The sequence below is a fragment of the Variovorax atrisoli 110B genome, assembly GCF_000382045.1.
Taxonomy (GTDB): domain Bacteria; phylum Pseudomonadota; class Gammaproteobacteria; order Burkholderiales; family Burkholderiaceae_C; genus Variovorax; species Variovorax atrisoli.
In genome coordinates, this window is record NZ_KB907454.1 from 352,639 (window position 1) to 371,574 (window position 18,936).

An 18,936-nucleotide genomic window follows, 5' to 3' on the forward strand; every position below is an offset into this window, starting at 1 on the left:
ATGGGAAAGGCGCTGGCCTGTGCGACTCAGAGCGCCATTTCGATGAGGGCCGGCCCGCGGCGCCCGAAGGCGTCGCGCAGCTGGACCGAGAGTTCTTCGGCCGTGGCAGCGCGCGTGGCCGGCACGCCATAGGACTGCGCCAGCCCCACCCAGTCGATGCGCGGCGAGTCGAGCGCGGTGAGCGCCTCTGCGCGCGCACCCAGCGCAGCGCCGCCGCGGCGCAGTTCGTTGCGCAGGATGGCGTACTGGTGGTTGGCGGCGATGAGCACGACCACGTCGAGTTGCTCGTGCGCCATCGTCCACAGCGACTGGATCGTGTACTGGGTGCTGCCGTCAGACAGCAGCCCCACCACCCGCCGCCCGGGGCAGGCGATGGCCGCGCCCACCGCCACGGGCAGGCCCTGGCCGATGGCGCCGCCGGTGTTGGTCAGCGTCGTGTGCGGCGCCGCGGCAGCCGACGCGGCATAGAAGGGATAGCCGCAGGTGCCGCCTTCGACCGAGACGATGGCGCCTTCGGGCAGCGTGCGTGTGAGGACCGCGCCGATGGCCGCGGGGGTGAGCGTGCCGGTGGGCTCTGCCGGTAGCGGATGCACCGGCGCCTCGAACGCGGGGGCCTGCAGTGCATCGGCCAGTTGCTCAAGTGACTCGGCCACCGGATGGCCGGGTTCGCCCAGGCTCAGCAGACGAGCGGCTTCGACCATCAGGCTGGGATGACCCGCGTAGCCGAAGTAGGTGACGGGCGGCAGTGCGCCGGCCAGCACCACCAGGTCGGCGGGGTCGAGCACGGCGCGCGCCGGCTCGGGAAAGTAAGGCAGCCGGTCGAACGCCGGCAGGCCCTGGCCGCGTTCCGCGCGGGCCGGGAAGGTTTCGGCATAGGCCGAGGCGCCCAGCGCTGCGCACAGCCGCGCAGCGGCATGCTGCGCGCGCACGCCCAGGCCTCCAAGTTCGCCACCGCCGCCCAGCAGAAAGACGATGCGGCGCGCCGAACGCAGGCGTTGCGCGCAGGCGGCGATGTCGAGGGGCGCGGTTGATGCCGCGGCCTGCGCCGAGGCGTCGGCCGCGACCGTCGCGCCCTGCAGAGGATCAGCCTGGTAGTCCGCCGGAAAGATCAGCGTCGCGCCCTGCCCGCCGTTGGCCAGCGACTGGCGCACGGACTCGGCCGCGGCGCGTGGCGCATCCGCCGTGCTGGCGATGCGGTGCACCCAGCCCGACACCGGCCGCGCCAGCGATTCGATGTCCGAGGTCAGCGGCGCATCGAAGGGCAGGTGCCAGCTGGTGTGGTCGCCGATCAGGTTGACGATCGGCGTGCGCGCCCGGCGCGCGTTGTGCAGGTTGGCGATGCCGTTGGCGAAGCCCGGGCCCAGGTGCAGCAGCGTGGCGGCGGGCCGCCCGAGCATGCGGCCGTAGCCATCGGCCGCGCCGGTGCAGACGTTCTCCTGCAGGCCGATCACGCAGCGGATCGAATCCTGGCCCTCCAGCGCGCGCACCAGGTCCAGCTCCGTCGTGCCGGGGTTGGCGAAGCAGGTGTCCACCCCTTCGCCGGAGAGCGCCGCCCACAGGGCCTGCGCGCCAGTCTGCTCAGTCATCGCCGATGTCCTCTCGTTGCTTCTCTATGTGGGAAATGCCGTGACCGACGTCACTGCACCTTGATGCCGCGCTCGCGCACCAGGCGGCCGATGCGGTCGTTGTCCACGCCGATGCGCGCGTCGAGTTCGGCGGGCGTGGAGGCGCCGGCGCCCAGGCCGCGATCGGCCGCCCAGCGCTTGAGTTCGGGCTGCGACAGCACCTTGGTCAGCGCAGCGTTCATGCGCGCCAGGATCTCGGGCGGCACGCCGCTCTTCGCGTGGAAGGAATAGGAGGTGGACAACAGCATGTCCGAGCCGCCCGCCTCCACGATGGTCGGCACGTTCGGCACGATGGCCTGGCGCGTGGGTGCGCCCACGGCCAGCAGCTTGAAGCTGCCCTTCTGCACGTAGGGCAGCATGGCCTCGACGCCGCCGGACGTGACCTCGACCTGGCCGCCCAGCATAGCCGGGATCACCTCTGCCAGCGCCTTGTAAGGCACATGTAGGAACTTGACCCCAGTGCCCGATTCGAGTAGCTCCATGTTCAGGTGCATCACGCTGCCCACGCCGCCCGTGCCGAAGGTGACCTTGCCCGGGTTGGCCTTGGCATAGGCGATGAACGACTTGAAGTCGTTGACCGGCAGCTGCGCGCTGGTGACCAGGTACAGGTTCACGTCGGCGATGTTGCTGACCGAGACGAGGTCTTTCTTCGGGTCATAGGGCGGCTGGTAGAGCAGCGGGTTGACGGTGAGCGTGAGCCGGTCGACCAGCAGGTAGGTGTAACCGTCGGCCGGCGCCTTCACCACCTCGGCCGTGCCGATGATGCCGTTGGCCCCGGCCTTGTTCTCCACCACGACGGAGGCCTTCAGCTCCTTGGAAAGCCCCTCGCCCACGAGCCGGGCCATCACGTCGGGACCCGTGCCCGGCGGGTAGGGCACTTCGATGCGGATCGGCCGCGAGGGCCAACTGCCCTGGGCCGAAGCCAGGGGCGACACCAGTCCACATGCCGCCGCCAAGGCGACGGCACCACAGACCTGCAGAACGGACTTTCTATTCATTGCGCGATTCCTCGGTACCCCTGCGAAGACGGGGCCGGCACCAGGAACCAGAGGGGACGTGCCTGGGCGGCGATGGGCGACTGACGACGGCGACCACTCGCCGGCTGCCGAATTATATGCTGTTTTATCGAATAAGCCAAAAACAGCAAGTAAAGTTAGTCTTCGTGGTTTCCCTGAAGATTGACTTTCGTCCATGTGACACATGAGCAAGCAAGCGGCGTTCCAGATGGGAGCCGAACGGCAGTTCTGTGCATTACTGCAATGCGATAAGTAGTGAATTCAACCGATACAGCTAGGAAGATAAGCGTCAGAAGGTCACCGAAATCCTCAATTGACCTGTTTGTATGTCAACTATTCGAGTACTTCTACTGACGCTCACGCGCCGATGAGATGGCATATTTATCGCATAGAAGTAATTTTACGAACATGTCTTCGACCCTATGCAACACAACGGGGCGCCGTTGCACCAGAACGCTGCGCGAGCGGCGGGCGGGCACCGCAGCAGCGCCCGGATCAGCCTTCGTCCTGTGCCTGCCGAGTTGCAGGCGCGCACCTCCGTCCCCTCGAGGCGCTTTCCTGCCATGAAGCTCTATCTCACTCCCAGGACATGCGCGCTGGCCGTCGACATCGTGGCGCGCGAGATCGGTGTTGCGCTCGAACCCGTCTGGGTCGACGTGCGGGCTAAGAGGCTCAAGGACGGCAGCGACCTCCACCGCATCAATCCCAAGGGCCAGGTGCCGGCGCTGGAGACGGACGACGGCCAGTTCCTCACAGAGGCTAGCGTGATCATTCAGTACCTGTGCGACCGCCACGGGGCCGGCCACCTGCTGCCTGGCACCCTCGACATGGAGCGATACCGCGTGCTGGAGTGGATGAGCTTCATGAGCTCGGAGCTGCACAAGACCTTCACGCCGCTGTTCCGCGCCAACACGCCGCCTGCCTACCGTGTCATCGCCATCGAGAACCTGCAGCGCCGCTTCGCCTGGCTCGACGGCGTGCTCGCCGCTCGAAGCTTCCTGCACGCGCAGCGCTTCACTGCGGCAGACGCCTACTGCTTCACCATCGTGATGTGGGCCGAGTTGCACGCCATCGACCTGGCGCAGTGGCCGCACCTGCATGGCTACCTGCAGCGCATCGGCGCGCGCCCCAGCGTGCAGGCGGCCCTGGCCGCCGAGCGCAACGAGCTCGCCACCCAGCCGGCAGCCTGAGCTGCCGGCGCCCTTCCATTGCGGAGAACACGATGAAGCTCTATCACGAAGTCCGCGGCTGCTCGCTCGCGGTGGACATCGTCGCGCGCGAACTGCAGCTGCCGCTGGCCCTCGAGTGGGTCGACATGAAGACCAAGCGGCTGGCCGACGGCCGCGACTACTTCAGCGTCAACTCCAAGGGCACGGTGCCCACGCTGGAGATGCCGGACGGCCAGCACCTGAGCGAGGGCTGCATCGTCATGCAGTACCTGGCCGACCAGTGCCCAGGCAACACGCTGCTGCCCGCCTCGGGACTCCCGCGCTACCGCGTACTGGAGTGGATGAGCTTCATCGCGGCCGATCTGCACAAGGGCGGTTTCATGCCGCTGTTCAAGGCCGTCACGCCGCCCGCGTACAAGGCCATCGCGCGCGGCATCGTCGAGGCCAAGCTGCAGTGGGTCGACGAGCGGCTGGCGGGCCGCGACTACCTGACCGGCGACACTTTCACCATCGCCGACGCGCATTGCTACACGATCGCCATGTGGACGCGCGCGCATGCCATCGACACGCGGCGCTGGCCCAACCTCGAGGCCTACCTGGCGCGCTGCGGCGCCCGGCCCAGCGTGCGCGCGGCCGAGGCCGCCGCGGCCGCGCAGGGCGAACGCGAGCGCGCAGCAGCCGCTGCCGCGCACTGAGCCCGTCTTCGCCACCCTCGCAAGGACCGACCATGCCCATGCTCCGACGCCTCCTGTTGCCCTGCCTGGCCGCTCTCGCCGGCCTGCTGCCTGTACTGGCCTGCGCCCAGGCCTACCCGACGGCACCCGTCCACCTAGTGGTTGCGTTTCCGCCAGGCGGCGGCACCGACGGCGCGGCCCGGCTGATTGCCGAGAAGCTGGCGCCAGAACTCGGGCAATCGATCGTGGTGGACAACCGCGCGGGCGCTGGCGGCACCATCGGCGCGCAGTCGGTCGCGCGCGCCAGGCCCGACGGCCAGACGCTCTTCTTCGGCACCGGCGCCGAACTGCTGATCAACCCCGTCACGCGTAAAACCGCCCCCTACGACCTCCTGAAGGACTTCATCCCCATCACCGAGGTGGGCACCGTGAGCTTCGTGCTGGCCGTGCCCGCGGGCTCGCCGGTGCGCGACGTGCGCGAACTCATCGCCACCGCGAAGGCGCAGCCGGGCAAGCTCAACTACTCGTCCTTCGGAATCGGGTCGACCAACCACCTGATCGGCGAGCTCTTCCTGAAGGCCACCGGCACCCGGGCTGCGCACGTGCCCTTCCAGGGCAGCCAGCAGGCCATGACCTCGCTGCTGGCCGGCGACGTGGACTTCACCTTCGACACCACCGCCGTGGTGCTGCCACAGATCAAGGCCGGCAAGCTTCGCGCGCTGGCCACGCCCTCCCCCAGCCGGCTGCCCGGCCTGCCCGACGTGCCCACGCTGCAGGAGCTGGGCTACGGCAGGCTGGTGGCCGAAGGCTGGATGGGCGTGTTCGCGCCAGCGGGCACGCCGCCGGCCGTGGTGGCGGCCCTGGGCACCGCGCTGGACAAGGTGATCCGTACGCCCGACATGGAATCGCGCCTCGCTGCGCGCGGCGTGGCGGTGACGGCGGCTGACGGCCCGCAGTTCCGCGCCAAGCTGCAGGCCGAGCTGGACAAATGGCGTCGCGTGGCCCGCGAGGCCGATGTCTCGCTGGACTGACGTGGCCGCTGAGCCTTTTCTGCAGGAGCCCTCCATGCCGATCCTTTTTTCCATCCGCCGCCTAGCCGCCGTCTTCCTGCTGGGCCTGGTCTGCCCGCTCGGGAACACCGCCGCCCGCGCCGAGGCCTGGCCCTCGCGCCCGGTCACGCTCATCGTCTCCTTCGAGCCGGGCGGCTCCACTGACATCTCGGCGCGTGCCGTCGCTCAGGCACTGGCAGTCGAGCTCAAGCAGGCTGTGGTGGTCGAGAACCGCGCGGGCGCGGGCGGGCGCATCGGCACCAGGGCGGCGGCCCTCGCAAAGCCGGACGGCTACACCCTGCTGTGGGGCAGCGGCAGCAGCCTGACGGCGGCACCGGCCATTTATCCCAACCAGGAGCACGTCGCCACGCTGGTGCCGGTGAGCCTGGGTGCCACGCAAGCCTTCGTCTTCGTCACGAATCCGGGCCTGGGGGTGCGCACGGTGCAGGAATTCGTCGCGCTGGCCAAGCGCGAGCCGGGCAAGCTCAACTTCGCCTCGGCAGGCGCGGGCTCCAGCAACCACCTGTTGGGCGAGATCTTCCTGGCCGCCACCGGCGCGCCCGTGGTGCATGTGCCGTACAAGGGCGCCGTCATGGCCAAGGACGCGGTGATCCGCGGCGAGGCCCAGCTGATGGACGAAGTCAGCTCGCCCCTGATCGGCGCCCTGCGCGCCGGTCAACTGGTGCCGCTGTTCATGACCGGCGAGCGGCGCGACCCCGCCTTCCCCGGCATTCCCACCGCCGCCGAGGCCGGCCTGCCAGAGATGACGATCCAGGGCTTCTTCGGCCTGCTGGCGCCCGCGGGCACGCCGCCAGAGATCGTGGCGCGGCTCAACGGGGCCATGCGCACCGCACTGGCTTCCGAGACCGTCGCCAGGACCTTCGGCAACCTGGGCTTCACCACTGTCTACAGCACGCCCGGGCAGATGGCGGCCCGCATCGCCGAGGGCCGCGCAACCTATGACCGCATCGTCAAGGCGCGGCAGATCCGCGTCGACTGACGCCAGCCGCTCGCTCCTTCCGTTTTTTCTTCCGATCTCCCATCGCACGATGACCTCTGACCCATTTCCTTCCGTACATCTTGTTGACCGCCGCAAGGCCCTTGGCGCTCTCGCGGCCCTGGCTGCCTGCAGCAGCGGGCTGGCGCGCGCGGCCACCTGGCCGGAACGGCCGATCAACCTCGTGGTGCCGTTCGCAGCCGGCGGCGGCACCGACACCGTGGCCCGACTCATCGGCCAGAAACTGCAGGCCGCGCTGGGCGGCACGGTGGTGATCGACAACAAGCCCGGCGCCAACGGCCTGATCGCCGCGCGCACCGTGCTGCAGCAGCCGGCCGACGGCCACATGCTGATGTTCGGCAGCAACTCCACCCATGTGATCGCGGCGCTCGCATCCAAGCAGCAGGTGGCGCCCGGCAAGAGCATGCAGGAGGCGTTCACCATCGTCAGCGTGATGGCCAACGCCCCGCTGGTGCTGGCGGTGCGCGCCGACAGCCCCGCCAAGGACCTGCGCGCCTTCCTGCAGCAGGCGAAGGCCGGCAAGCTCAGCTACGGCAGCTTCGGCGCGGGCTCCTCGGCGCATGTGATGGGCGAGGTGCTGGCCGGATCGGCCGGCGTCGAGTTGCTGCACGTGCCCTACAAGGGCTCGTCGCCCGCCATCACCGACCTCATGGGCGGCCAGGTGGATGCGGTGTTCCTCACGGTCGCTGCCGTGGAGGCCATGGTGACGGCCGGTTCGGTGCGCCCGCTGGCGGTGACCGGCCTGCGCCGCGTGAGCTCGCTGCCGGCGGTGCCCACCTTCGAGGAACTGGGCGTGCGCGACACGGGCAATGCCGGCTGGTTCGCGGTGTTCGCTCCCGCGGGCACGCCTGCGCCGGTCGTGGCGAAGCTCGCGACTGCGCTGCAGTCCATCGCCGGCGACGCCGAGGTGCAGTCGCGCATGGTGGCGCTGGGCCTGGAGCCCGTGGTGAGCACGCCCGCACAGGCATTGGAAACATGGCGCCGCTCGCTGGCGGCGGCCGCGCCGATCGTCAAGAAGGCCAACATCGTCTTCTGAACGGGCTGGCCGGCGTCTCTACAGATGCCCGTCGGCCGACAGGCGCACGCTGATCATGTGCGCGGTGCGCTTGACCAGTTCAGCGATGGCCTCCGCATCGAACAGCGCCAGCCGTGCATCACTGCCTAGCGCGGTGACGCTGGCAACCACGAGTCGCCCGCGGCCGAAGATGGGCGCCGACACGCCGGTCTTGCCCTCGTTGAGTTCGCCCGAGGTCCTGCAGTAGCCCTCTCGGCGGATGCGCTGCGCTTCTTCATAGAACGCATCCCACGGCGGTGTGTCGGCGGACTCGCCAGCCATTTCCTGGTGCAGCCGGCGCAGCCGCGCAGCCGGAAGAAAAGCCACCAGCGCCTTCGCGCTCGCGCCGCGCGATACTGGCACCGGCCGTCCGCGGCCGTAACGCAGGTGCGGCAGCGGGTCGTTGAACTCGGTGTGCACCGTGATGATGGAGTGGCCATAGAGCTTGGACAGGAACACGTCCAGTCCCGTCTGCTCGGCAAGTTCGCGCATCGGCGGCGCGGCGGCGCGGATCACCGGGTCGGACTCGCGGATGCAGCGGTCCAGCTCGATGATGCGCGGACCCAGTGTGATGCTGCGGTCCAGCCGCACCAGCAGGCCCACCTTCGACAACTCCTGGATGTAGCGGTAGGCCGTGCTCTTGGGCACCCTGAGCCGGGTGGCGATCTCTTCCACGGTGAGCGAGGGGCTGGCCGTGGAGAAAAGCCCCAGCGTGCCAAGCAGGCGCGAGAGGCTCGACTCCACCGCGCCGCGCGATGCCGCCTCAAGCTGCCCATCAGTCTCGCCGGACACGGCTGGCGCGCGTGCACTCACAGCTAGGCTGCGCTCCACACTCTCTTTCCGGCGCGCCCCGCGCCCGCCCTCTTGCTTCATCGGGCCGATCTTAGTGGATGCGATTCAGTGATGATCACGAGCTCGTGGTGAGCATGCTGCATGTTCCGCACGCGGGTGGTGACGGTGTGCTCGTGATGGTTGTAGCCATAGCTCACGTTCGCCGCGCACCAAGCGGCCGGACATTTGGAAGGCTTGTCGAGCGTTGCGCTGCCCAGGCGGGAGCGATCAGATCGCGAGCGGCTTCCGAGCGGTTGCCGTACCCTTTGCCGGCGATGAACTCATCGAATTGATGGGTCAGTTCGTCGTCGAGGGAGATGGTGAAGCGTTCCATTGCTGCTGCTCTTTCGCGCGCATGCATCATAGCGGCCTAGATCCACTCATCTTCTCCTTAGTAATCAAGGCGTGTTCGGCAGACGCTTACGCTCAACAGGCGATACATGCAGCTGGAAGGCTTGCAGACCCCGGGCAATACTGCGCCCACTTGGCTGTGACGCGCTGAGTACCCGAGCAACTCAGCCTTCTCCGCGCTGTGGAGCCACACCACGGAATGGGACGCGACCGACATGAACGCGCTCCACCACTCGATTTCGCGCCGTATTTTTCCAATGCTGGGCCATGCGCTGCCAATCCGTCTGCACAGCTGGCATGCGAGCCACGAAGCGCTCCACACTGTCGGCCAGTTCCCCTTGGCCTTGCCTTCGCAGTCTGTCGGCAGTCGACTTCCAATCTGTCCGAACCTGCTGCCGTGTGCGCCGCATCTCATCTCTGCCGGCATCCAGGCGTTCTCGCTTTGTCTGTAGAGCCCCGAGCACTGCCCCTAGCTTGGCCCGGATGAAACTCGAAGTTTTCGGCGGCCGCCGACTTGCCCGCTCGTCCGGCCCCAGCCGCCAGAACACCCGAAGCGCACGCAGCCGGTGATGAATCGCGTCCTTCAGCGGCTTGCGGATCTGCCCGCGCACCTGCCGTGGCGTCGCGTTGGCGGCCACCCCCTGCTCCCGCATCAGCGCGGCGAACTGCTCGCGCCACTGGCGCAGCGTCTCCTTGCGAATGTAGAGACGTTTACTGGGCTCGAACTCGTGCTCACACTTGACCACGAGGTGAACGTGCGGGTGTGGCTGATTGGTGTGCAGCGCCATGGCGTACCGGTACTGGAACGCAAAGTTCTCCCGCGCAAACCCACGCGCCGCCGCGAGCACCTTCCCAGGGGGCGTACCCGGCGGCATCGACAGCACGATGTTGTGGGCGAGCTTCGGGCGGATGTCCTTCTGGCCTGCGGCCGGCTTGGGCCTGTACTGGCTCCCGCACAGGTCCAGCTGCCAGTCGGTGACGATCTCTTTGGGGGCGCCACGGCCCTGCATGGCGGGTACTTCATCGGTCTCAAGGGGCAGCTTCCCATGCCGGCTGATGTAGCGCAGGTGCGCCTCGACACCACCAGCGTCGCGCCCGCCGCCGGAGACCTTCACCAACACCTCGGGCGTGCGTCCCACCGTGCGCTGGATCTGCGCGATCTCTCCAGTCCCGAAGCGCAGCATGCCACCGGGCCCGCGCCGCCCATAGCTCACGATGTCCAGCGCCATGTCGCGCACGCCATCGGACGATCGGCGGCTGCGCGCCAGCCGCACCGTCTGCTTAGGCACGAGGCACCTCGCGGCTGCGGACCTCCCAGCTGATCAGGTTGCGTTGCACGATGGTCGCCGTTGCTTCGCGTGCCTGCTCGACCACCCGTCGGGCCAGCGAGAGCGCATCGCAGATCTCGGAGGCCTGCGGCGGCGTGACGCTGTTCGGCAAGCCGAACATCCGGAACTGCCTTCCGAGCGCGGCCAGTTGCGCACAGGTCACCTTGATATGGGCGAGTTCTTTCGCTGGCAGCACCATGGGTGAGTGCACATGGTTGTGAATCAGCATCGCGAGGTAGCTGCCCGGCTTCATGCCCCGCAACTCAGCCCGTTCAGCGATCAGGGCGCGATCGCCCGCGCGAAGCCGCAGCGTAATGCGGTCTTGGGCGAGGCAGTCGGAGCCCGAAGCACGCGGAGTCTGTGTCGACTCTGATGCGTACGACATAGGCACATTGGTCCGCAGCACTTCATCGACGAGCTGGGCGAGCAGGCCTGCCTCGGTGAGCTGATGACACGCCGCGAGTGCAGCAAACCGAGTCCGGGTTTCGGCTGACACCCGGGCCCCAATCACGCTCGATCGATAGGTCTTGTTCATCGCGAGGCCATCGTTGTAAACAATGTCTGACGGCAGTCTATCCTGCCCTCAACACCGCGCAAGAACTCAGCCCCCGAAAAATTCCCTCCCCTCATCCATCGCCGCCTACGAGCCGGCAACGAAGCCGAACCCAGGGTCGCGACTGTGAGGCCCGTCGAGCCGCGCCGGGTGACGATCCGCACCGCTCGAATGTTCGGCTTGCCGAACATTCGAGCATCGCGAGAGCAGGTTCACGTCACCGGCGTTCGAACCTCCGCATGACCTGCGAGGCGCGACATCGCTGGCCGGTGGCGGCGCCTGCGCAGGCTCGAAGGGCATCGGCCAGGTTGCAGGCTCGATGCGTTCTCGCCCCTTCGCTGCCGCAAGCTACCCGAACATCGGATGCGCCATCGGACATCAGTTCCATTGTGCGAACGTACATGGAACACACGCGGCCGCACAGCACGGCACACGCACGAGCGCACGAGGTAGACATGGAGTTCTTGCTCCGGGGTTGAGCGAGTGCCAAAGGCATGAGCCTTGTTTCTCACCAGAGGGACATGCACCTGCAGAGGGGTCGGCGACAAGGCGGCAGAATGCGCGCATGCCCAACATCGCCTCGATACTCAAAGCCGAAATCTCCCGCGTCGCCCGCAAGGAAGTGCGCGCCGAAATCGAAACGCTCAAAAAAGCGTCGGTGGCGCATCGCGCGTCGATCGCCGAACTGCGTCGTCAGGTGAGTGCCCTTGAGAAGGAAATCCGACGCGTGGCGAAAGGCGCGACGCGCACTACCGCCGCGGCGGACCCCGTCAACGAGGAGACCACCGACACCAAGCGCAGATTCAGCGCCAGCCGGCTGGCCACGCATCGCTCGAAGCTCGGGCTGTCGGCGGCAAGCTACGGCCAGTTGGTCGGTGTGTCGGGACAGACGATCTACCACTGGGAGCAAGGCAAGGCGCGCCCGCGCGCGACGCAGCTCGAAAACCTCGCGGCGGTGCGAGGCCTCGGCGCCCGCGAGATCGCGCAGCGTCTGTCCGAAAAGTGAGCTTCCCTGCACGGGCCTGGATGCGCCCCGCGCTATGGGCCTTCCTCGCATAGGCGCTCAGGCGCCGGTCGGCGCGGAAATGCGGGTCCTGCTCGATCGGCAGATTCAGCCTCCCGCGCAGCTGGGACAGCTCGGCGAGGCTCACGCAGCCCACCTCCGGAAGGCCCATTCCGGGGTCGCACGGGCCGAAGGCGATGTCGGGGCATCGGGATCGATCCCGCCCAGCAGCCAGGTGGCACCGGCATCGGGCGTGAACAGCTTGACCACGGGCAGCGGATCGAAGTCCGATCGCACCTGCGACCGCTGGCCGTTGGCCAGCAGTTGGTCGAATTGCGCTTCGGTGAGGAAGGCGAAACGTGAAGCAGCCATGGTGTTCTCCTTGAACGGTTGCGGGCGGGATGGCCCGGCACCGTTGCCGGCACGCCGCAGCGCAGCGATCAAGGTTCGAAGACGGCCGGGAGACCGCGAGCGCGCCACCGGCGCGCGCAGGCCTTGACGGCGAGAACGGTGTGCCACGCTGGAGGAGCCGACCAGCCGGCCACTCCACTCACGTCGTTGCCTTTTTCTTTCTCCCTGCTGCCGCCTTCCCCGCTTTTTCAGCGCCGGCGCGCCCCGGTGATTGCTCGTGAGCGCACGCCGGACCCTCGGTGTGTGCGGAGGCCCGCGCCAGCCCGGACCGCCCCGTAGCCCGTGGCAGCGGCGCGTCGAGGGCGTTCCGGCGGCGCAGACGCCGATGCCATCCGGCCTTCAGCACGCCGGCATTCCGCGCACCGGGCGTGCGAGGCATCGCGCATGCGCAAGGCCGATGGCCACCCCATCGACGCACAAGGGGCAGGAGCGCCTGCCGCCCACCGCTGACGCCGGCTGCCTCGGCGCCGGCGTTCCCATCGGAAGACGAGCGCCTCTTTCGGCGGCAGCAGTAGCACCCTTGTCCGAAGTCCGAACGACGCGCCCGGTCTCCTCGCCTCGTCGTCCAGGACAATGAGGAGGCTCGGCCGCATCAGCGAACGAAGTCACCAAGTCCTGAGCGCCTCGCAGGGGATCCATCGGCCGAAGATCGGCAGGCCATGTCACTGCAGGCGATCGCGTCATGCAAGTGACGCGAGCACCGGCATCTGCCGCGCGACGATGAAATCGAAGGCCTCGCCTGCAAGGCGCATGGCCGCGAAGATCGCACTGCGGTCATGGCGCAGCAACTCCAACCAGCCGGCAAGACGGTCCGAATGGCCTTCGACGACGGCACCGACAAGTCCGCAATGCCCCATCAGCAAGACCACGCCGAGCTCGGCCACAAGCGCCTCGAACGCGCCGGCGGCATCCCCGTAGCGCGCGCCGAACGTGCGATGCAGCCGCTGCGGATGTCCGCTCCAATGCACCAGTTCATGCAACAGCGTTGCCGCGTAGTTCTCGCAACTCGCGAATCGCGTCGGCAAAGGCAAGTGGATCTCGTCGGACGTCGGCACATACGCTGCGCGATCGAACCCATGGCGAATCGCTGCATGGCAGCCACCGACCAGACGCAGCGCTTTTTCCATCGCGCCATGCCCCTCGGCCGAAGGGCCTGCGGCACCGGCTGCCAACGGGTCGAAGCGCTTCGCAGCCAGCCCGTCGACCTGTGCGACATTGAACAACCAGAACGGCCGCCACCGCAGGAACCCGTCCTGCGGCCCGGTGTCCGCCGCGCCATCACCGCTGCCGACACTCACCCGCCGGAACTGCGCGCACAAAACGCCGCGCTCGCCCTTGCGTACCTGGGCGCCCAGCGCCTTGGCCTGTCTGTAGGTCAGCCACTGCGATAGCTCGTAGCCCTGCGCGATCGCCGCGTCCCACAGCAGCAGCGCATTCACGCCCCTGTAGGACTGCCCCGTGGCGGCATTGCGCGGCGTCCCGCGTACCGCGGCCTGCACCCAGCGCGCACGACACACCTGTTCGCCCTGCGCCAGCATCGCCACGATCCGGTCCGTGATCACGCGCTTCACATCCATGTTCATGCCCGCGCGCTCGCCCGAACGCCGCCGGAGCCGCCCCTCATCCGACGCACCTGCAGTGGGAGAGTCCTCGGGGGGCACGGGGGGAACGCCCGAGGTCTTCGGGTCCCGCACCACGGCCGGGCCGTGCACGGCGCCACGAGAAGAGCGAGAAGACGTGGTCATGGCGTAGCCTTTCTGCGGCGCATGCCGCGGTGGTGGAAGGATCTGCTGTCGGAGCCGCCTCGACGCAGAACCGGCAAGGGGCCAGCGAGACGGTCCGGGGCCCGCCCGCAGGCCGCAGCCGAGCATCGCGAGGACCGGGCGAGGACGGGGGCGGCGCCTTCACCCTGGAGCGCAGAGCGACCCGCGCCATGCGTCGATCCAGAGGCGGGACGACCGCAGACCGGCCACCGACACCGGTCATTCGCCACAGCCATGGTCAGCGAGGGCCATGCGCCGGCCGGCACACGCGCACACATGCAGGGGCAACAGGGGGCATACCGGACAGCCACACCCATCGCCCGGGCGGCAACCTACCGCAAGCGCCACCAGGACGAAACACGGCGGGCAACAAAGAAAGTGCGCCGCCCCGCAGTTCGCGAAGCGGCGCATGAAGGACCTCAGTGCACGCTCAGTCCTTTTCGGGCTCGATCATCGCCCGCAGCTGCTCGATCACGCCGGGCTCCACGAAAACGCAGGGCATATCGGGCGCCAGCGTCAGGTGGGTCATCCGGGCAAGAGTCTCGCGCTTCAGGTGCGCCAGCCGTCCCGTGCGCGAGGCCTGCTCGGGCCGCATGTGGTCCTGGTCGGCCGGCACACCGCTGCGCTCGGGGTCGCATTCGATGAGTGCGACGAAGCCCTCCTCGAAGAGCCTGCGATGCTCGCCGCACAGGCCCCAGCCTGTCACCGTGTGGCGCTGCATGCTCTGGCGCAGGCGCCTTTCGAACAGGATGCCGCCGGTATCGAAGTTCAAGCCGCATACCAGGCAGAGGTGCTGTTCCAGCGAAACGCGTGATTTTTCGTCCATGACGATCTCCGGTTGTCCGGGCGGAATTGCCCGCGGCCGGAAACCGCACGGCGCAGCGCAGCAGTCAGGGGTCGACGACGACCGCAGGCCGCCAGCGCCGCGCGCAGCCGCGGCGCGCAGCCCTTGACGGCGAGAACGCCGTGCCATGCTGAAGGCCCCAGCAAGACCGCCCCTCCCCCCTGTCCTCCCCTCTCCCTCTCCCTCCTCTTTCGTCTTCCCGCTCCTTCCCTTCTTCGCTGCGCTTTTCCCGCAAGAACTCGGACGCCCGATCGACAGGCCTGACGAGCGGGCCATCGGCCGGACCGCCACGCGGCATCCGACAGCGCTTGCGCAGCACAGCCCGCCCGCGGGCAAAGGCAAAAAAGGGGCGCCGCAGCGCCCCGCGGCCGTGCTCAGAGCAGGCCGCGCTCGGCCATCGAGGCCACCCGGTTCGCGCCGACCACGATGTGGTCGAGCACCCGCACGTCGATCAACCCCAGCGCCGACTTCAGCGCCCGCGTCACGGCCAGATCCTCCGGCGACGGCTCCACCGCACCCGACGGGTGGTTGTGCGCGAGGATCAGTGCCGACGCGTTGTGATGCAGCGCGCGCTTGACCAGCTCGCGCGGATAGACCTCGGTCTGCGTCAGCGTCCCCCGAAACAAATCCTCGAAGGCGAGCAGCGTGTGGCGCGCGTCGAGGAACAGCACCGCGAAGCTCTCGTGCGCCTGCCCCGCGAAATGCAGCTTCAGATAGTCCGAGACGGCGCAGAGCGAATGGAACGACTCGCGCGCACGCAGCTCCTCGGCCAGCAGCTCCCGCGCCAGGCGCAGCCCGCACAGCAGTTGCGCGCACCCCGGCAGCGACGAGTCCCGCGCGAAGCACACGAGCCGATGCAGCGAACGCCCCTGTGCCGCGTACAGTGCCTCGGCGTCGGCCCCGAGGAACGGACGCAGCGCCTCGAGCACGCTGCGCTCGCGCGCCGTGAAGCCGGATGCAGAAGCCGAGGAGGAACCCGAAGCGGGGACGGAGGAAGACGGCGACGACAGTCCGCACGCGGCGGAACCGGAACAGCCGAAGGGAGTGGACGATGCGTTCATGACGAACTCCTGTGGGTGACACAGGCGGGATTGCCTGCGAGACCCCGCCACCCCGTCGCAGCGCAGCGCTCAAGGCCGCCGCAGGCGCGCGGCACGCGCCGAGCACGCAAAGCGCGCGCAGGGCCTTGAACGCGAGAACGAGGGGGTAGCCTCAGGGCTCACAGGCAAGCCCTCCCCTAGCCCCCAAAAGGGCCACGGAGGGCCCCGCATCCGGGCGCCCAAGGCCATCTCCCAAACTGGGCAGACTGTCCCCCAGTTGCATACGCCTCCATTGGCCGGCACGAGGCGAAGCGAGTCGGGGAAGTGGAGAGACGACACGCGCATCTGGAAGATCGCCGCAGACAGGGCGCTGCGCGAGGAACGCGTCGACGCCATGGATGCGCTCTGCGCGGCCGCGCAGGTCGATACCACGCTGCTGGAAAGGATCACTGCCGAGAGGCTCATGAGGGGCCTGAGCGCGGCTGCCTTATGGCGCCGCGGCCGTTTCAGGCGCAGTGACAGCCCTTGCTCCCTGCAAGGACGGTAGATCCGTTTGACGTTGTCGGTGTGGCCCTCGCGGCGCAGCAGAACGTGCACCCGGCGGTAGTGCACACGCGTGTCGGTGATCTCCTTGATCCGCATCTTCAGCGCCGACTCGTCCTTCTTGACGGGCTTGTACAAGTCGGTCGACGCCGACATCTTCATCACGCACAAGGCGTCGCGCTGGGTGCATCCAGCATGCCGTTCGTTCTGTTGTTGAACGGCAAGGGAACAGGGGGCAGGGGCAGCTTCTTCAGCCCCTGAAAGCCGAGCATTTTCCATTTCGAAGGCCCGACAGCACTGAGGCACTCGAAGCGGGCGTGGATGATGACGTCCACTTGCTAGCGCGAGCGCAGCAAGCTTGGGCGGCAGGGACTCAGTCCGGTCGAGTACCGATTGAGAAGCACCGCCTGATCGGCGGAATCCGGACGGTCCGACTTTCGGGCACAGTTCAAAACCGGGGCGATTCACGCTGCTCGCGCACGGGCGTGCGGTGGCCATCTACAAGCCGCGGCAGGGTTGGTGCCGCGCCAACCTGAAAGCCGCGCACAGGCGCGCGCCGTTCGCCGCTTTCGCGCGCTTCGATCCGCAGCTTCGAGCACGCACTTCGACCGCCACAGTCTCGACCTGCGCGTCGTGCTCGACGGCGCCGACGTGGTGCTGGTCTACGAATGGACAGCATCCTCGGTGATCCGCCGCATTGCGCGGCATCGCCGCGACGGCAGCGGCGACCGGCTCTTTCACAACACTCACGACCGCCCGGCATCGAAGAGCAGGACTCTTGTTCGCGCGGAACCTGACAACCTCGTCAGAACCGGGCAGCGACATGCGATGGCCGAGCCATCATGCGTTCGCGCCTGCAAGCCTGAAGAGGCTCACCGACTGGACCAGACTTGTTGCTTGGACCTGCAGCGACTGCGCCGCAGCGGCGGCCTCTTCGACCAGCGCTGCGTTCTGCTGTGTGGTCTGGTCCATCTGGCTGATGGCATGGCTGACCTGCTCGATGCCTGTGCTCTGTTCGTGGCTGGCTGCCGAGATCTCTTCCATGATGTCCCTCACCCTCTGCACACTGTCCACGACCTCCTGCATTGTTCTTCCTGCCTCGTTGACAAGATCGCTACCCTCACCGACCCTTTGTACGGAATCGTCGATGAGAGTCTTGATTTCCTTGGCCGCCGTCGCCGAGCGCTGCGCCAAGTTGCGTACCTCGGCCGCGACCACCGCGAAGCCTCGTCCCTGATCCCCCGCTCGCGCCGCTTCGACTGCGGCATTGAGCGCCAGAATGTTCGTCTGGAATGCGATGCCGTCGATCACCCCGATGATGTTCGCCACCTTGCGTGAAGATCCATGGATCGAATCCATGGTCTGCACCACTTGACCCACTACCGTCCCGCCTTTGACGGCCACCTCGGACGCAAGCGTCGCCAGTTGATTGGCTTGGCGTGCGTTGTCGGCGTTCTGCTTCACCGTGCTGGTGAGTTCCTCCATCGCTGCCGCTGTCTCCTGAAGGGAACTGGCCTGTTCCTCGGTACGCGAAGACAGATCCTGGTTCCCCGCCGCGATCTGGCTGGAAGCCATGGCGATGGTGTCCGTGCTGCTGCGCACGCCCCCCACGACCTGCGACAGGCTCTCGTTCATGCTCCTGAGCGCCCGCATCAACTGACCCGTTTGGTCATTGCTGTGTACAGAGATCATCGATGTCAGATCGCCCGCCGCCACGGTTTCGGCGACCCGAACGGCCTCCCCGACCGGGCGAGTGATCGAGCGCGTCAACGACACCGCAATCACCCCAGCCAGTGCCGTCGCCAAGGCACCGAGGCCGAGCATCCACGACGCTGCCATGCGGGCGATGTCGGCGGCCTCGGCGGTGAACTGCTCCATGCCTTGCACCTGGGTCCGGGAGAATGCCTCGATCGCCGACAGATAGGCTGCTTGCGGCGGCAGCACTTTCCCGACCAGGTATTCGCGCCCCTCTTCCATCCGGCCCGATTGGATATGCTCAATCAGCTTGGCCTCATGCGCTCGAAAAGCACCGCGTGCCTCCAGCAGGGCATGCAGCGCCGCTTTGCCAACCTCGGTGTGGATGACCAGCTTCAGACGCTCAGAGGCCTTGGCGATCACCAACGCGGACTCCTCGACCTTCGCCAGTTCTCCCTTGATCACCCCCGGATCTCGTGCCATCAGGGCCGTTCGCAAGGCCTGGGCTTGCTTGTTCACCTCGTTCTCGATGGTCTGGGCAAGCGCCACCTTGGCATAGCGATCGTGTGCGATCACCTCGGTGTTGTGATCGACCGCGCGGATGCGGCTGATGCCAACTGCGACCATCGCCATCAACAACGCAATCACGACCCCGAACCCCATTCCCATGCGGGTGCCGATCCCGAAATCCCTGAACTTTTTCATGATTTTTCCCAGGTGAAGTACTTGCTGAAAAGCTGCAGTGCCTGAAAAGGCAACGCAGGCGGGCTCCAAGGGATATCGGCAGTGCGAACTTAATGTTTAGCGAAGTGCGCGGGCTGCTGGGGAAAGCCCTGAGATCGAGGTGTGAAGCGTCAAGAAGCAACCTCTTGACGTGCTTCACAGCCAGTCCGGCTGCGGCGCCCGAGAAATCGTCGACGGTATTCGTGATGCGGCTTGACGAGTTCACGCCCACGGCCGTAGACCTGT

18 protein-coding genes and 2 pseudogenes are annotated in these 18,936 nt (G+C 67.5%); 6 read left to right on the plus strand and 14 right to left on the minus strand.

What is annotated here, in order from left to right; genetic code table 11:
- Positions 1-26 precede the first annotated feature (26 nt).
- Positions 27-1,586, minus strand: a complete 1,560-nt coding sequence (locus tag G369_RS0117600; protein ID WP_019655338.1) for an acetolactate synthase large subunit — start codon at positions 1,584-1,586, stop codon at positions 27-29.
- Between the two features lie 50 nt (positions 1,587-1,636).
- Complete coding sequence (locus G369_RS0117605; protein WP_026346455.1) at positions 1,637-2,623, minus strand: Bug family tripartite tricarboxylate transporter substrate binding protein; 987 nt, start codon at positions 2,621-2,623, stop codon at positions 1,637-1,639.
- A 581-nt stretch (positions 2,624-3,204) separates the two neighbouring features.
- Here G369_RS0117605 and gstA (G369_RS0117610) point away from each other — a divergent pair.
- From gstA (G369_RS0117610) to G369_RS0117630, 5 genes are read left to right on the plus strand one after another with little or no spacing between them, the layout of a single operon-like run.
- Positions 3,205-3,831, plus strand: a complete 627-nt coding sequence (gene gstA, locus G369_RS0117610; protein ID WP_019655340.1) for a glutathione transferase GstA — start codon at positions 3,205-3,207, stop codon at positions 3,829-3,831.
- Positions 3,832-3,863: 32 nt separating this feature from the next.
- A complete protein-coding gene (gene gstA / locus G369_RS0117615) occupies positions 3,864-4,505 on the plus strand; it encodes a glutathione transferase GstA (RefSeq protein WP_019655341.1) in 642 nt (213 codons plus the stop codon).
- A 32-nt stretch (positions 4,506-4,537) separates the two neighbouring features.
- Entirely contained in the window at positions 4,538-5,515 is a 978-nt protein-coding gene (locus tag G369_RS0117620; RefSeq protein ID WP_019655342.1) for a Bug family tripartite tricarboxylate transporter substrate binding protein, read from the plus strand.
- A 34-nt stretch (positions 5,516-5,549) separates the two neighbouring features.
- Positions 5,550-6,533: a Bug family tripartite tricarboxylate transporter substrate binding protein gene (locus tag G369_RS0117625; protein ID WP_019655343.1), complete on the plus strand. Its 984-nt coding sequence runs from the start codon at positions 5,550-5,552 to the stop codon at positions 6,531-6,533.
- A gap of 49 nt (positions 6,534-6,582) precedes the next feature.
- Positions 6,583-7,587: a Bug family tripartite tricarboxylate transporter substrate binding protein gene (locus G369_RS0117630; RefSeq protein WP_019655344.1), complete on the plus strand. Its 1,005-nt coding sequence runs from the start codon at positions 6,583-6,585 to the stop codon at positions 7,585-7,587.
- 18 nt (positions 7,588-7,605) lie between these two features.
- Here G369_RS0117630 and G369_RS0117635 read toward each other — a convergent pair whose 3' ends face one another.
- From G369_RS0117635 to G369_RS39475, 5 genes are all read right to left on the minus strand, one after another.
- The gene (locus tag G369_RS0117635; RefSeq protein WP_051127596.1) at positions 7,606-8,397 is read right to left on the minus strand and encodes an IclR family transcriptional regulator; all 792 of its coding nucleotides are present in this window, start codon (positions 8,395-8,397) and stop codon (positions 7,606-7,608) included.
- Between the two features lie 77 nt (positions 8,398-8,474).
- Positions 8,475-8,594, minus strand: a complete 120-nt coding sequence (locus G369_RS39465; protein ID WP_244164338.1) for a hypothetical protein — start codon at positions 8,592-8,594, stop codon at positions 8,475-8,477.
- The gene (locus tag G369_RS39470) at positions 8,591-8,770 is read right to left on the minus strand and encodes a ribbon-helix-helix protein, CopG family (protein WP_244164339.1); all 180 of its coding nucleotides are present in this window, start codon (positions 8,768-8,770) and stop codon (positions 8,591-8,593) included. Before G369_RS39470 ends, G369_RS39465 begins: the two co-directional genes overlap by 4 nt.
- 181 nt (positions 8,771-8,951) lie before the next feature.
- A complete protein-coding gene (locus tag G369_RS0117640; RefSeq protein WP_019655346.1) occupies positions 8,952-10,016 on the minus strand; it encodes a relaxase/mobilization nuclease domain-containing protein in 1,065 nt (354 codons plus the stop codon).
- A 52-nt stretch (positions 10,017-10,068) separates the two neighbouring features.
- Positions 10,069-10,650 (minus strand): hypothetical protein, encoded by a 582-nt coding sequence (locus G369_RS39475; protein WP_244164341.1) that lies wholly within the window; start codon positions 10,648-10,650, stop codon positions 10,069-10,071.
- A gap of 583 nt (positions 10,651-11,233) precedes the next feature.
- Here G369_RS39475 and G369_RS0117650 point away from each other — a divergent pair.
- Complete coding sequence (locus tag G369_RS0117650; RefSeq protein ID WP_019655348.1) at positions 11,234-11,674, plus strand: helix-turn-helix domain-containing protein; 441 nt, start codon at positions 11,234-11,236, stop codon at positions 11,672-11,674.
- A 19-nt stretch (positions 11,675-11,693) separates the two neighbouring features.
- Here G369_RS0117650 and G369_RS35975 read toward each other — a convergent pair.
- The 7 genes and pseudogenes from G369_RS35975 to G369_RS0117680 all read right to left on the minus strand — a co-directional run.
- Positions 11,694-12,043, minus strand: a pseudogene (locus tag G369_RS35975) (DUF2958 domain-containing protein); the annotation flags it as partial.
- Between the two features lie 719 nt (positions 12,044-12,762).
- Positions 12,763-13,827 (minus strand): ArdC family protein, encoded by a 1,065-nt coding sequence (locus G369_RS0117660; protein WP_244164342.1) that lies wholly within the window; start codon positions 13,825-13,827, stop codon positions 12,763-12,765.
- A gap of 448 nt (positions 13,828-14,275) precedes the next feature.
- Complete coding sequence (locus tag G369_RS0117665) at positions 14,276-14,671, minus strand: hypothetical protein (protein WP_019655350.1); 396 nt, start codon at positions 14,669-14,671, stop codon at positions 14,276-14,278.
- 392 nt (positions 14,672-15,063) lie between these two features.
- A complete protein-coding gene (radC, locus tag G369_RS39790; protein ID WP_020723142.1) occupies positions 15,064-15,750 on the minus strand; it encodes a RadC family protein in 687 nt (228 codons plus the stop codon).
- Between the two features lie 450 nt (positions 15,751-16,200).
- Positions 16,201-16,368: pseudogene (locus tag G369_RS39905) on the minus strand (IS3 family transposase); the annotation flags it as partial.
- 65 nt (positions 16,369-16,433) lie between these two features.
- Complete coding sequence (locus G369_RS38620; RefSeq protein WP_157773724.1) at positions 16,434-16,607, minus strand: hypothetical protein; 174 nt, start codon at positions 16,605-16,607, stop codon at positions 16,434-16,436.
- A 505-nt stretch (positions 16,608-17,112) separates the two neighbouring features.
- Complete coding sequence (locus tag G369_RS0117680; RefSeq protein ID WP_019655353.1) at positions 17,113-18,672, minus strand: methyl-accepting chemotaxis protein; 1,560 nt, start codon at positions 18,670-18,672, stop codon at positions 17,113-17,115.
- Between the last annotated feature and the right edge of the window lie 264 nt (positions 18,673-18,936).